A 14731-nucleotide genomic window follows, 5' to 3' on the forward strand; every position below is an offset into this window, starting at 1 on the left:
CAATTTGGGCAATGCTTACAATTATCAGGGAAAGTACCAACAAGCGATTGAGTTCTATCAGCAGTCTTTGGATATATTTAGGGACATAGGCGATCGCAATGGTGAAGGTAATTCCTTAAACAATTTGGGCAGTGCTTACAATTATCAGGGACAGTACCAACGAGCGATTGAGTTCTTCCAGCAGTCTTTGAAAATCAAAAGGGACATAGGCGATTGTAATGGCGAAGGTAGTTCCTTAAACAATTTGGGCAATGCTTACAATTATCAGGGAAAGTACCAACAAGCGATTGAGTTCTATCAGCAGTCTTTGGATATATTTAGGGACATAGGCGATCGCAATGGTGAAGGTAATTCCTTAAACAATTTGGGCAGTGCTTACAATTATCAGGGACAGTACCAACGAGCGATTGAGTTCTTCCAGCAGTCTTTGAAAATCAAAAGGGAGATTGGCGATCGCAATGGTGAAGGTAGTTCCTTAAACAATTTGGGCAGTGCTTACCGTTCCCTGGGACAGTACCAACAAGCGATTGAGTTCTTCCAGCAGTCTTTGAAAATATATAGGGACATAGGCGATCGCAAAACAGAAGGCTTATCTTTAGCTAATTTGGGTAATGCTTACTTATGTCTGGGGCAGTACCAACAGGCGATAGATTTCTACCAGCAGTCTTTGGACATTGCTAGGGAAATCGGCGATCGCAAAACAGAAGGCTTATCTTTAGCTAATTTGGGTAATGCTTACTTCTCTCAGGGGCAGTACCAACAGGCGATAGATTTCTACCAGCAGTCTTTGGATATAGCTACGGAAATCGGCGATCGCAAAACAGAAAGCTTATCCTTAATGAATTTGGGTGTTGCTGACTTATCTCTAGGGCATTACCAACAAGCGATAGATTTCCACCAGCAGTCTTTGGATATAGCTACAGAAATCAGCGATCGCAAAACAGAAGGCTTATCTTTAGCTAATTTGGGTAATGCTTACTTCTCTCAGGGGCAGTACCAACAGGCGATAGATTTCTACCAGCAGTCTTTGGATATAGCTACGGAAATCGGCGATCGCAAAACAGAAAGCTTATCCTTAATGAATTTGGGTGTTGCTGACTTATCTCTAGGGCATTACCAACAAGCGATAGATTTCCACCAGCAGTCTTTGGATATAGCTACAGAAATCAGCGATCGCAAAACAGAAGGCTTATCTTTAGCTAATTTGGGTAATGCTTACTTCTCTCAGGGGCAGTACCAACAGGCGATAGATTTCTTGCAGCAGTCTTTGGATATAGCTAGGGAAATCGGCGATCGCTTTGGCGAAGGTAATTCCTTAATCAGTTTGGGTAATGCTTACTTCTCTCAGGGGCAGTACCAACAGGCGATTGAGTTCTTGCAACAGTCTTTGGATATAGCTAGGGAAATCGGCGCTCGCAATTCTGAAGGCAAATCCTTAATGAATTTGGGTATTGCTTACGGTTCTCAGGGGCAGTACCAACAGGCGATTGAGTTCTTGCAGCAGTCTTTGGAGATAGCTAGGGAAATAGGCGATCGCGATTCTGAAGGCAAATCCTTAGGTAATTTGGGTAATGCTTACAACTCTCAGGGGCAGTACCAACAGGCGATAGCTTTGTTTGAGCAGTCTTTGGAGATAGCTAGGGAAATAGGCGATCGCAATTCTGAAGGCGCATCCTTAGGTAATTTGGGTAATGCTTACAACTCTCAGGGGCAGTACCAACGGGCGATAGAGTTCTTGCAGCAGTCTTTGGATATAGCTAGGGAAATAGGCGATCGCAATGGCGAAGCGATCACATGGTTTAATTTAGGTCTGTCATTAGAAAACCTCAATCGGGAATCAGACGCGCTGGGTGCTTATCGCAATGCCCGTGAACTTTGTCAGGCGATGGGACTCGATGCTAATGTGCAAGATTGTAACAATGCAATTGAGCGTCTTTCTAAACCACAAACGCCTGTAGTCCATCGTCGTGGGTTTTGGGTGTGGTTGCATCGGTTGTGGCGTTGGATAGGCAGTTGGTTTCGGTGATAATATTGATTTACTATCTTATGGAAACGGAAATAGTCGGCTATTTTTCAACTATATGTTCGGAACTATAAGGCTTACCAATCATTTGAGCCGTTATTATCTCAAGAGTAATTTGGAGAATAGTTATAAAACCACGCGATCGCTCTTGTCGATTCCCATCACTGAGACAAAAGCGCTCGCAATTATTTTACTGGCTTTGACTCGCACATCACGAATTTGGCTCTCCCAACAACACAATTGAGATACAAATCTTTCTACTCGATTTGGAGGTGATTTGCGATCGCAATTCAATTTTGCGCGTCTGGACTGGAATTCGACACCCTGAGTTCCTGTATGTACGTAAGTATCCTTGCTTATCTGCGAACTATCATCTGGAAAAATCTGGAAGACCGCTCTTATGGGTTCCTATCAATGATAATTTTAAGCATTGGGAACCCCTAAAAATCAAAGTTTATGAACGTAGCCGACGACAAAACGATTGTTCGTGAGTATTTCAATTCCACAGGGTTTGACCGTTGGAAGCGAATCTACGGCGATGGCGAAGTCAACAAAGTTCAACTAGACATCCGCACTGGACACCAGCAAACCGTGGATACAGTACTCGGTTGGCTGAAGGCTGATAACAATTTACCACAACTATCAATCTGTGATGCTGGGTGTGGTGTCGGTAGTCTCAGCATTCCCCTGGCGGTAGATGGTGCCAAAGTCTATGCCACCGATATTTCTGAAAAAATGGTGGAAGAAGGCAAGGATAGAGCGAAGCAAACTTTGGGAAATACCGAAAATCCTACTTTTGCTGTGCAGGATTTGGAATCGTTGAGTGGTAGTTACGATACTGTTATTTGCTTGGATGTTCTTATTCACTACCCCCAAGAAAAAGCCGATGAGATGATATCTCACCTCTGTTCTTTGGCACAATCGCGGATAATTCTCAGTTTTGCACCGAAGACCTGTGCCCTGAGTATACTCAAGAAAATTGGCAGTTTCTTTCCTGGGCCTAGTAAAGCCACTCGTGCATATTTGCATCGTGAGGCTGATGTGGTGAAAATCTTGGAAAGTAATGGCTTTTCTTTGCAACGACGGGCAATGACGAAGACTCGCTTCTATTTTTCTCGCTTACTGGAAGCTACACGCGAGTAAGATTAAAATCGCAGCAAAGGTATAATAAACCTCTTGCTGCGATTTGACAATATCAAACCTGAGATATGGTAGATATTGCAGTTGGCATCAAGCCTTGTTTTTTCTCTAAATAACCGTTGTTCCGCTCTGCATAATCATACATTTTTACAAAGGTAGCGATCGCAGCTGCTTCCAAGAAAATTGTGAAAGCAACTAACCATATTTACGTTTTATTCAGATAAAACTTTTTCTTTGAAGCTTCAACAGAGGATATAGATTTCTGGGAATGCTGACTCAAAGAGTTTCATAGGTGTATTTAATTTCTTGTTTATCTAGTTTCTCTAATTTCCTAATTTCATACCATAACGGGTGACATTGTATTAACCAACGCTGCACTAATTAAGCAATGTAGGCAAAAAAATATTGTGTAAAAGCTAAAAAACTGTCGCTGGGAGGAGATTGATATATTGGAACCTTTATGAAACTCAGGTTAAAATCGCAAGCAAAGTGTAAATCTGAAGTGAAACTATGAAAACTGCTGAAAAATTAGCTGCCGGTTGGCTACTGACACTCGGATTCATGTTTGTAACTCTATCAGCAACAGCGGCATTAGAAAAACTTGCTACACGTAAAGCCATCATAATACCTACAAGTGAGTATGAGTTTAACGCACCGAATGCTACTTATGAAGATAATAATGCTGCTGTTGGCGGTCTAATTTTTGGCGTTCCTACCCTAACACTGGGTACATGGTTAGCATTGGGATTGTACCGTCAAAGTCGGCAGGATAAAAAGGCGATTAATCAACAAGTTAGCGATCGCCTGCAATCGATTTTTTATGAGATGCTACAAGAAAATCACGGGCGCGTAACTGTTTTAGGCTTTGCCATACAGTCACAACTACCCGCAGCTAACGCCAGACAATATTTAGATGAAAAAGCTAAAGAATTCAATGCAAACTTTAAGGTGAACGAAGAAGGGGCTGTATCATATCATTTTGATGTCTAAATTGTCATTGGTCATTTGTCCTTTGTCATTTGTTATTCACTAATGACCAATGACCAATGACGATCTTCAACTTACGGCTAGGTCTAATGACGCAGATTTTTTTGAGCGTAGCTGCCATTTTAGGCGGTTTGTCAGTTGCTGCTGGTGCTTTTGCTTCCCATGCCTTACGGGAAAAAATTAGTGAGCGATCGCTAGAAATTTTTGAAACTGGCGCTCGTTACCAAATGTATCATGCTTTAGCGCTTTTCTTAGTAGCCATACTAATTAGTCGTACTGAGTCCCCTCAACCCACTCTCATCGCCAGTGGATGGCTGTTTCTCATCGGCATTGCTATTTTCTCAGGTAGCTTGTATGCCCTTAGCTTAACCGGTATTAAATCCTTGGGAGCGATCGCACCACTAGGCGGTGCAGCCTTTCTTGCTGGTTGGGCTGCTTTAGCTTTTGCGGCTTGGAATTTGAAGTTGTAAAAAAGTTAGGGGTTAGAAGTTAAAAACTCCTAACTCCATTTATTGGAAGCTCAATTTCCTGCTTTTTATCGCATATTTTCCAACACATAAGATTGCCAAACTCATAAAAATAATTTCCGTAATTTTACATAAACTATGAGCATTAAAAAATATTTAATTGCATAAGTGTATTGCTAAATAACGTTTAAATTTTTGTGATCAAATAATTGATAAACACCAAGGTAAAATATAAATAATATCAGAATTTGAGCAAGGAACAGAATTTGCAATCATTTTACCTATTAAAACCCAAATAAACTAGTACTGCTATCTATAGGTAACGCAGAATTTAAAACTACCAAAGTTCTGTTTAAAAAAAAATCATGAGCGAGGAGTTATGAACTCATAATTCATAGCTTCTTACTCTCAAGCGAACCAACAAATTATGCAAAGCCACATTACTTGAAGGTACTTCAGGCAATGGGCTAGATTCATACGCCTCCTGCAACTTATTACGCAGACGTTCATATTCTCTTTGATGAAAATCTACATTAATATCTGACAAAATAGACCTTTCTGTACTTGCTAACTTTTGAGCAATTAAATCATGAATATATGGTAAATTAAAAACCTCATTGAGCTTAATTAAATTAGCTTCAACTACCCCTGCTTGCATCAGATAAATCCCTGTCAAGAGGACTCGATAAACATAAAGCAATGGCTTAATTCGATGCGTCTGCTCTTGATGAAAAAGTTTCCATTGGGTTGCAGCAAAACCCATATAGTGGTAACTATAGTGACGAGTAATGCAATTTTTAGCAATAAATTTCAATTCTTCATGTTCAGATGAAGTTGTTAATATTAAAGGTGAATACAATTGCTCTAAAACATAACCATTCTTTTTAAGTAGCATCAAAAAGAATTTTTTGACATCATGAGTTACTAAATCAATTTCTAAAGATTCGCGAACTTCTGAAACTTCAATAGTTTCATTTCCAGTCTCTAATCCTACTACTTCTTGAACTGGTAAAATATGCACACCACGCAAGTCATAATCAGAATCAGGTGACGGAAAGCCATATAAGTGGGAACCACTGATGATGGTGAATAAAAGCGGGTAAGGCTGTTGCCCAATAATTGTGTTAATAGAAGGTGGAATATTCATAATGTGCCGTTTACTTGCTTACCTCGGTTCGCCTGTTTCTTTAGATCATCTTCTGTATAAATCAGAACATTCACTGATAGTCCAGAGTTATCAACCCCGCGAAATGACCTCTGGGGTAGTAAATGCAGATGGCTTTGGTGTGGGTTGGTATCATAGTCAAAAAGATACTAACCCTTTTGTCTACAAAAATACCCTGCCTATTTGGAATGATATAAACCTACCCAGTCTGAGCCGTTATGTTGAATCAAAGTGTGTACTTGCTTATGTCCGCAGTGCTACATCAGGACAATCCGTAGATTTTGCTAATTGTCAGCCCTTTAACCATCAACAACAGCTGTTTATTCACAATGGACGAATCGAAAATTTCCGCAAAACATTATACAGAAAAATTCGCAGCACTTTAACTCAAGAATTTTACGAAAAAATTCATGGCAGTACTGATTCCGAACACATTTTTGCATTGTTACTTTCACAAAGTCAAATTAACAAACATCGACCTCCAGAATATGCTTTACGCAGCACATTATTAACGCTTTTAGAGATGGCAAAACGCTATGAAGTCGAAGCTTCACTCAATATAATCTTTAGTGACGGGCATCGCCTAATAGCTTCTCGCTTTGCTACCACTTCACCGCCTCCATCTCTTTACTGGATACGAGATGATCCGACTTTTCCAAAATCCGTAATTATTGCGTCCGAACCTCTATTTATAGGTAATTGGATTGCTTGTCCAGAAAATAGCATTATTAGTGTGGGAGCAGACTGTGAGATCCAAATTGAGCAAATCTAGTGTGAAAGAGTCTATTTATCAAGCCTTTCATGAATGTCGCCTGATAACTTTTCTACTGTTCCAAGATATGGACGAAGCCACATTCTCTAGTCAGTCTCATCCTGACTTTAGCCCTGTTGGCTGGCACTTGGGACATATTGCCTATATCGAGTCTTTATGGCTGCTAGAACGCAGTGCAGGTAGCCCTTGTTTGTTCCCACAATATCGTAAGCTGTTTGCAGCTGATGGTTTGCCCAAATCAGAACGCATTCATTTACCAAACTTAAAAGAAATTCGTTATTATCTAGACACAGTTAGAGAAAAAGTTCTCGAATATCTAGAAGTAGCTAATATCGAGCAGCAAGAACGTCTCTGGCGCTTTTTAATTCAGCACGAAAGTCAGCACTATGAAATTATTAGTTTTGTGTTGGAATTAGATAGGAGGAATGGGGAACTTGGCCCCCCCGCTGGGGATAAGGGGCGATGGGGAATCGAGAGGGAAACTAGTTATTCTTCTGTTTCACTCTCTTCTCAAAGCTCACAACTCGGCACTTTCACAGAAATGATTCAAATCCCCAGTGGTGAATTTGAGCAGGGGAGCAACTCAAGTGATGCTCTGGATAATGAACGTCCGGCACACAAAGTATATTTAGATACGTATTTTATTGACCGCTACCCTGTGACTTGTGGACAGTATCGTGCATTCATGGAGGCAGGAGGCTACCAAAATTCTCATTGGTGGTCAGAATCCGGTTGGCAATGGTTACAAACTCAGTCAGTAACACAACCGCTTTACTGGTGTAGCGATGCCTACGACAGCAAGCTACACGGTGACGATAATCACCCGGTTTGCGGTGTAAGTTGGTATGAAGCTGAGGCCTACTCGCGATTTGTAGGCAAGCGACTACCTACAGAAGCCGAATGGGAAAAAGCAGTCAGTTGGGATGCACGAGCTAATAGTCACCGCACCTATCCTTGGGGAGATGAAGAACCAACCGCCCAACACTGTAATTGCGTAGGCGTAGCCCGTCGTAGACATCATCTAATTGGTAACACAACGGCAGTAGATGCCTACCCTGCTGGGCAAAGTGCCTATGGTTTGTACGATACTCTTGGCAATGTTTGGGAGTGGACAGCTTCCTGGTTTAATGGCTACAAAGGTTTCCAAAGTTACCCTTACACAGGTTACTCGCAAGTTTATTTTGACCAGCAGCACCGCGTTTTAAAAGGCGGTAGTTGGGCAACTTGTCCTTGGGTACTGCGTTCTAGTTTTCGCAATTGGTATCATCCTGGTGTACGCCAGATATTCGCAGGGTTTCGCTGTGCTGCTGATTAAGTAACAAGTTAGTAATAGCACTTAAGCGCTTACTTGCTGTAATTTTAATGGGAAAATAGCTAAAAATAGCTTGAATGCTTGAGCAATATTGCTCAAGCATGATTTTATTAGCTATGGCTATGTGTTTCACTAATTGGGGTAAAGGTCTGCCATAAAAGGTAACCTATTACGCCAAGCAAACGGAGGTTTAATGTCGATATCTAAAGCTGTTAACAGCAATATTACTTCTCAAAGCAGCGTTGAAAAACGCTTGCAGATAGAGCGTTTGTTAGGAGCAAATCAAATAGTTGCACCTAGTAGTGGGAGTGATGTAGTAAAGGGATTAACTCAAACACCTAAATTTCTACCTCCCTGTTACTTTTATGATGACCGTGGTTCTAATCTGTTTGAGCAAATCTGTGATTTACCAGAATATTATCTTACACGCACAGAAACAAGGATTTTACAGCAGTATGCTGGCGAAATTGCCCAGATAACTGGCCCTTGTGAATTGGTAGAACTTGGCAGTGGCAGTTCTAGCAAAACCCGCATTTTACTAGATGCGTACCAGCAGCTAGGCTATCCCCTACACTATCTACCAATTGATGTGTGTGCAGGGATGTTAGAAAGTAGTGCCAAGCAGTTATTGGGAGATTATCCCTTACTACAAGTTTATGCACTAGCGGGAACCTATGAATTAGCCCTTGCACAACTCCTACCGACGCAATTACCCAGTCGGATGATTTGTTTTATTGGTAGCACTTTAGGTAATCTTACACCTGATGAGTGTGATGTATTCTTCTCTCAAATTACAAATGCTCTACAAGTAGGTGAGTATTTACTGTTGGGGATAGATTTACGAAAGCCGAAACAGATTTTGGAACCAGCTTATAACGACAGTCAAGGAGTGACGGCAGCATTTAACCTCAATATGCTGGAACATTTAAATCAGCGGTTTGAGGGGAATTTTGACACCACACAGTTTGAACACTGGGCGTTTTACAATGAAAGTGAGGATCAAATAGAAATGCATTTACGCAGCTTGCGATCGCAAATTGTAGAATTACACGCTCTTAACCTCAAGGTTAATTTTGCCCTAGGTGAGACTATCCTCACCGAAATTTCTCGCAAATTTGACCCTAATACTATTAAGCAGCAACTCACTGCACAAGGTTTATTACCTCTTCATGTGTGGACAGATCCAAATCAATGGTTTGGTTTACTACTCTGTCAGCTACAAGCATAAAGCAAATCAGCGTATGCCTCACACAGATAGCGGTTCTCAGTTGAATCCAATACCAATATAAACCTAGCAAAAACAGTCCCAACCCTTGTAGCGTTGGAGAGTAACACTCAAAGCCTCTCTCCTTTTAGGAGAGGGGTCAAAGTCTTTTGCATACAAACAAGAACCGCTATAGATTAATATTCGTGCTACCCCAAGAAGAGAAAACAATTAGAATCTCTCTCACTGGGATAATATTTTCACTATAGCAATCCTGAATCAAACGCGCAGAAACAAGATCCCCGACAACTTTTACGAAGTCGGGGATCTGCGGGTTGCAATTCTCACAAATTAAATAAGATTGCTATAGCTAATGTTGTATATCAGTGCAAGTGAGTCAACTAAATGTTTAACTGCTAATTATTGCTGCATTGAAGGTGTGGGAAAAATTCTGCTGAATATAGGAACCCGTGGCTTAGGCTTATTTTCTGTTATATTGGCATTAGTAGTAGAAGAGTTATTACCTGCCTCAGAGAGGATAGCTGGTTTGCTATTAGTAGAATTGGCAAAATCATTCAATTGGATAGCCGAAGGTGAATTTGAAGATATAGAAGTAAGATTATCAGTATTCTGACTATTGGGCTTTACCGGAGTTTCAGCTTGAGATGGAGTAACGATAAAAGTCGAACTTGCTCCTAATACCAATATGAGCAAATGAGAAATATATTGTTGCATGGGGATTAGTAAAGTGGGTTGATAAATATTCAAAGCTTAAGGAAGTTGTGTTTGTTATTAGTTGGAAATAAAACTGCAATTTCCCAATATAAATCATGGCGCTGTTGTCCAATCAAACCTGAACACAGCGATTTATAAATGAATAGACTACTAGTGCTTAATACGTTAATTCGCTAACAATAACCGAACCTATCTCAATCAAGGGTAAGGTAAACTTCTCTTTGGTAAAAAGAGAGTGGTTATTTTAAGACTACTGAATTTGTCTGATAGAGAGTTGGTAAATAGATAGCACCTGAAATAATTGACGTTTTTTAATCAACTAACTCTGCACAACCATTAATATTTTAGTGATATTGAACTTCTTATTAAAAGAGGAATGTTACTGAACTTTTTCAAAAAGCTGATTTATCTAAAATCAACTCTTAATTCGCATATTTAACTAAATATAGGAAAAACTATATGAATTTTTAACAAACCCTGAGTTTGATGAAGTAGCTTTCATAAATAAATACGTGTATCCGTTCAGCAATAGATACTAATCTGACTATATTAGGTAAATACTGAGAATATAAACCCACAGTTCCCCGAATGATTTAAAAAGTTGGGGAGCTTATTTCTCACCAATGATTTAGGATTGCTTGCTATATATAAGTTTAGCTGTAGACATTCTAGAACTGCAAGCCGTTTCTATCAGATGAACCAGCCAAAAAATAAATGGGAGTTTTTTTGATTTATGTCGATATTTTAAGGTTTACCATCCCATGAGAAACTTTCAGAGCATCTGGGTATTATGACAAGTTAAACTAGACTTCTCTAGTTACTAATAGTGACACCCGCACCTCCTATTTTTCTGAAAATATATGAAATTTAGAACCTTCAAATATCCTTTTGCACTGATGCTAGTCAGCTTCAGTTTTTTGCAGACAGCTGATGCTCAAACTCCTGTAGCTGAAATCTCCAAGCTATCTCAGGAAGTTTCTGTGCTTCGGAAACAGGGCCCAACAGGGTTAGAAGTATTTCTCAAATCCCATAACAATCCGCTAAATAGCGATTCTTCCGGTGCAGTTCTACCTTCCCCTGCACTCCGCGTAGCTTTAGACGAACTTTGCCAACAACGGGACTGTTACGCCTCTCACTTGTACTGGTACACTGACATAGAACAAGCCAAAGCTGCTGCTAGAACTAGTGGTAAACCCATTTTATCTCTGCGGTTGCTGGGTAGGCTGGATCAGGATTTGAGTTGTGCTAATAGTAGGTTCTTCAGGGTTGCGTTGTATCCGAATGCTGAAATTTCTAAACTGCTTCAAGACCGCTTCATTTTGCACTGGCAATCAGTGCGCCCTGTACCTAAAGTAACTATTGATTTTGGCGACGGACGCAAGTTAGAGCGAACGATTACAGGCAATAGCATTCATTATATATTGGATGCATCGGGGCGTCCAATAGATGCAATTCCAGGGTTATATAGTCCCAAAGCATTTTTGCGTCAGCTACAGCAGGCTGAAGTAGCAGTAAAAAATTATAGTAAACTTACACCAAGCGATCGCGAGTCTTATTTAAGAAAATACCACAGCGATCGCCTGAATTCTATCCAAGCCCAATGGGTTGCAGATTTATCCCGCCTGGGTATCCAGTCTCCCCCTAAGTTGGTGAAAATTCCGACCAATCCTAGTCAGCCACCTACAGCAGAAATAGCCAGTTCTTTAGCAGTTTCTAAGATGAGAGTTGAAACGCCAATGCTGAGTGCCCTCCAGTCTAGTGCTGAACGGAATCAAAACGCCTTAGCTGAAATAACCGACCAGGAAGTTTGGAATAAAATCGCTCAACTCTATGCCGTTGATGCCAAGCTAGATCAAAACAGCATTTCTCTAATCAAAGCTAAAAAGTCTCAGTCTGCCAATACTCAGGAAGATAATTTGCCAACAATAGTGAAAAAATTTGAAGCCGCAATGGCTTTAGATACAGTCAGAAATGAATATATGCTGCACAGCCAAATTCATCAATGGTTTATGCAGGGTAAGGAAACAAGGAATGTAGAAGCGCTGAATGAACAAGTATATGCCCAACTATTTTTAACTCCTAGTTCTGACCCTTGGTTGGGACTTTTCCCCAGCGATAGCTACAGCGCCATTGATAATGATGGCATCCGTTAAGCTATTGAAAGAGGTAGGAGTCAGAAGGTTTTATCTCAGTTGGGGATTCAGACTTCTCTTGAATAAAGCCACCAAATTAAAAGTTTGGTGGGGTCTTAAACTCTATGCTTTTTTTCAGTTACGGCAGATAGCAGGAAGAGTAATGCTTCCTGCTATCTGCCTTGCTTCGGTAAGTAAAAAGGAGTGACGAGATTTTATAGTATTGACACCTCACCCATCACTCCTTATGACTTGCGCGTTGATAAGCTGTTACGCATTGTTAAATTACACCAGCTTACTACTTCATTTATCCTCTAACTAAAGAGGCGGATAATTATTAATTTAATATGTGTTTTCATATACAAACATTTGTAATTGATCAATATCTATTTTGCAATTTTAGATGTAATAGTTCGACTATTGCTCGTCCTCAGAAGTTTTACCCTTGCCTGTACCAAACAGTTCCATAATGGATTTGAAAATCGAAAGGCTCAGATTCACGACTTCTTAGAGGAGTTGGGAATCTTATTGTGAAATTTATTAATAGGGAACGTATTCACGATCACAAACAAACTTAACTTAGATTCTATGTCTTTGGTAGTAGTGGCTTGACTCTTGTGATGGAAGTTGGGGAAAATCTGATCAGTTATTCTGGATAATAATGGAAACAATTATCATTAGCGCTAAATCATTCATTGGGGGAATGACAAAGCAGGTTAAACAATAGTAAGAAACTAAGGTTTTCTGACTTTGGTATCTTATCTAATTTCTCTACTAGTCATAATTTTGACTGGTTTATCAGTTTAGTCACAAATTTGCATAGTCGTTAGTTCGGCAGATTTGGTGCTTGTATTTAGCTGAGTTTACCGATTTTTCCCACCAAAGGTAGAAGTAATACTTAGCAAAATACTGTAGAATTTCTTGTAAAAAAGCACCCAAGTGGCGAAAGTTTTAAATGGACACTTTGTAATTTCCTAGATTCAGTCTACTTTGAGCATCTAGGTTGAATGTAACAGGTGTTATTTCAAAAACTGGCTTACTCATCTGTAGTGCTGTAGGAAATAAATTGTCGAAAACCTAAAATAAATGTACTTTTATAAGTTCAATTGAATAACAATTGCAGTTTACAACCAGTTAAATTTATCACTCAGCAAAATCAGGAATGCTGCAATTATTCCGAGGATTTACCTAGTAGATTTTTTTGCTCAACCTCTGCAAGCAAGTAGCGGGAATTTAAGGTGAACATAGAAAAATTTATCCAACGCGCAGAAGTATTGCACAAGGGTTTAGCAGATTTATACCAAACTGCTAATGTATTACCTTGGATTCCCCCGGATTTACTGCCGCAAGCTTTCAAGGAACTCTATAACACTTCAAAAATAGTCCAGTTAGCGGCGGAGGAACTTTATCAGCAAAATGAGGAACTAGTACAAACACGAAATTGGTTAGAAGCAGAACGTCAACACTACCAAGATTTATTCGAGTTTGCGCCAGATGGCTATTTAGTTACTAATACAGAAGGAATCATCCAAGAAGCTAACCTCACCGCAGCTAAGTTGCTTAATGTTTCAAAGCATTTTTTGGTGGGCAAACCAATGGTTAACTTTGTCCTTGTACAAGAACGTCAGCAAGTTCATAACGAACTAATGCAGCTATATCAATCAGACAGAGTTAAAGAGTTATTTGTACGTTTACAACAACGTTATGGCGAGTTTTTTGATGCAGCTTTGACAGTGGCAGTTGTGCGCAATCACCAGGGTAAGGCAATCTCTCTACGCTGGATGCTGCGTAATATTACTGAGCGTCAGGACAGAGAATCAGCAATTGTCAAAAATGACGGCGACTTTTTCAATGATCGTCCCATATATAAGCATTCTAAAGGAGAAACTATTCCCCTCAACCCATTAGTAATTTGCTATGTTTGTCAGGGTTTGGTCAAGCTGAGTACGTATTGTGAAACGGGCGAAGAATTGTTGATAGGATTGGCGACACCAGGAATGGTTTTTGGTTCTAGTTTGACATCTCTAAACATTTACCAAGCAACAGCCCTCTCTGATGTTAAGTTGGTGTCAATTTACGCGGCAGAAATAGCAGCTTCCCCAAATCTGAGCCATACTCTTTTACCAAAAATTAATCACCGCTTACAGCAAACAGAATCTTTTTTAGTCATTTGTGGAAGACGACATGTACAAGAACGCTTGCACGATCTATTACAACTTTTGAAACGAGAAGTGGGTGAAACTGTGCCGGAGGGAACTCGTTTAAGTGTTCGCTTCACTCATGAAGATATTGCTAGCGCCTGCTGTACTACGAGAGTCACAATTACACGATTGATGGGCAAATTACAAGAACAAGGTCTAATCAGTTTTGACTTAAAAAAACATATTATATTAAAAGATTTCGATTAATTATTTGGCAGTCGATTGATTAAGTAGTCATTGGTTATTGGATTTTGGTGTATACCCCGCCCCTTATGAGTGGAAAAATTTTCTCTTTTTGGACTAATTCAAACCACGTTTTTGCGTAAAATCGTAGCATTTTTAAATGTACAGAGAGGCAAAGTAAGTAGGTAAACATAATTAAATATAAAATAAACTCCTAGTTTGTAGTGAGCGATTTATCGCTCAGAGCAAGGATTATCAGGACTAAAGTCCTGACTACAAACTTTAAATTGATTTATGCCTAGATACTTAAGTGCAACGCTATGCAAACAGGGAATTCAAAATGTACCCAAAATAATGTATATCTGATTTGACGAGTATTACTAAAATCGCAATGCCTAGGTTGGTCTACG

The 14731-nt window shown here is 39.9% G+C and carries 12 protein-coding genes; 9 read left to right on the forward strand and 3 right to left on the reverse strand.

The window, feature by feature from the left end; genetic code table 11:
• The coding region (locus HWQ44_RS21725; RefSeq protein ID WP_292722880.1) for a tetratricopeptide repeat protein at window positions 1–2026 on the forward strand (2026 nt) is incomplete at its 5' end.
• A 123-nt stretch (window positions 2027–2149) separates the two neighbouring features.
• On the opposite strand, the gene HWQ44_RS21730 is transcribed toward HWQ44_RS21725, so the two are convergent.
• Window positions 2150–2317 carry a hypothetical protein gene (locus HWQ44_RS21730; protein WP_292722883.1) on the reverse strand — a complete coding sequence of 56 codons (168 nt, stop codon included), beginning with the start codon at window positions 2315–2317 and terminating at the stop codon, window positions 2150–2152.
• 162 nt (window positions 2318–2479) lie between these two features.
• On the opposite strand from HWQ44_RS21730, the gene bchM reads away from it, so the two are divergent.
• From bchM to HWQ44_RS21745, 3 genes are all read left to right on the forward strand, one after another.
• Window positions 2480–3166 carry a magnesium protoporphyrin IX methyltransferase gene (gene bchM / locus HWQ44_RS21735; protein ID WP_292722886.1) on the forward strand — a complete coding sequence of 229 codons (687 nt, stop codon included), beginning with the start codon at window positions 2480–2482 and terminating at the stop codon, window positions 3164–3166.
• Between the two features lie 507 nt (window positions 3167–3673).
• Window positions 3674–4153, forward strand: coding sequence for a hypothetical protein (locus HWQ44_RS21740; RefSeq protein WP_292722888.1), 480 nt, complete (start codon window positions 3674–3676; stop codon window positions 4151–4153).
• An 86-nt stretch (window positions 4154–4239) separates the two neighbouring features.
• The gene (locus HWQ44_RS21745) at window positions 4240–4620 is read left to right on the forward strand and encodes a DUF423 domain-containing protein (RefSeq protein WP_292723227.1); all 381 of its coding nucleotides are present in this window, start codon (window positions 4240–4242) and stop codon (window positions 4618–4620) included.
• A gap of 382 nt (window positions 4621–5002) precedes the next feature.
• Here the strand turns inward: HWQ44_RS21745 and HWQ44_RS21750 are convergent, their stop codons facing one another.
• Complete coding sequence (locus HWQ44_RS21750; protein ID WP_292722891.1) at window positions 5003–5764, reverse strand: nucleotidyltransferase domain-containing protein; 762 nt, start codon at window positions 5762–5764, stop codon at window positions 5003–5005.
• A 1-nt stretch (window position 5765) separates the two neighbouring features.
• On the opposite strand from HWQ44_RS21750, the gene egtC reads away from it, so the two are divergent.
• The 3 genes from egtC (at window position 5766) to egtD (ending at window position 9094) form a co-directional block, all read left to right on the forward strand.
• Window positions 5766–6554 (forward strand): ergothioneine biosynthesis protein EgtC, encoded by a 789-nt coding sequence (gene egtC, locus HWQ44_RS21755; RefSeq protein ID WP_292722893.1) that lies wholly within the window; start codon window positions 5766–5768, stop codon window positions 6552–6554.
• Window positions 6529–7869, forward strand: a complete 1341-nt coding sequence (gene egtB, locus HWQ44_RS21760) for an ergothioneine biosynthesis protein EgtB (protein WP_292722896.1) — start codon at window positions 6529–6531, stop codon at window positions 7867–7869. Before egtC ends, egtB begins: the two co-directional genes overlap by 26 nt.
• Window positions 7870–8059: 190 nt before the next feature.
• Complete coding sequence (gene egtD / locus HWQ44_RS21765) at window positions 8060–9094, forward strand: L-histidine N(alpha)-methyltransferase (protein ID WP_292722898.1); 1035 nt, start codon at window positions 8060–8062, stop codon at window positions 9092–9094.
• Window positions 9095–9490: 396 nt separating this feature from the next.
• Here the strand turns inward: egtD and HWQ44_RS21770 are convergent, their stop codons facing one another.
• Complete coding sequence (locus tag HWQ44_RS21770; protein WP_292722900.1) at window positions 9491–9805, reverse strand: hypothetical protein; 315 nt, start codon at window positions 9803–9805, stop codon at window positions 9491–9493.
• Window positions 9806–10665: 860 nt separating this feature from the next.
• Here HWQ44_RS21770 and HWQ44_RS21775 point away from each other — a divergent pair.
• Both HWQ44_RS21775 and HWQ44_RS21780 read left to right on the forward strand, forming a co-directional pair.
• Window positions 10666–11958 (forward strand): hypothetical protein, encoded by a 1293-nt coding sequence (locus HWQ44_RS21775; RefSeq protein ID WP_292722903.1) that lies wholly within the window; start codon window positions 10666–10668, stop codon window positions 11956–11958.
• Between the two features lie 1217 nt (window positions 11959–13175).
• Window positions 13176–14345 carry a PAS domain S-box protein gene (locus tag HWQ44_RS21780; protein WP_292722906.1) on the forward strand — a complete coding sequence of 390 codons (1170 nt, stop codon included), beginning with the start codon at window positions 13176–13178 and terminating at the stop codon, window positions 14343–14345.
• Window positions 14346–14731 lie beyond the last annotated feature (386 nt).

Origin of the sequence: Nostoc sp. JL34 (assembly GCF_017114945.1) — a bacterium.
In the GTDB taxonomy this organism is placed as follows: Bacteria; Cyanobacteriota; Cyanobacteriia; order Cyanobacteriales; family Nostocaceae; genus Nostoc.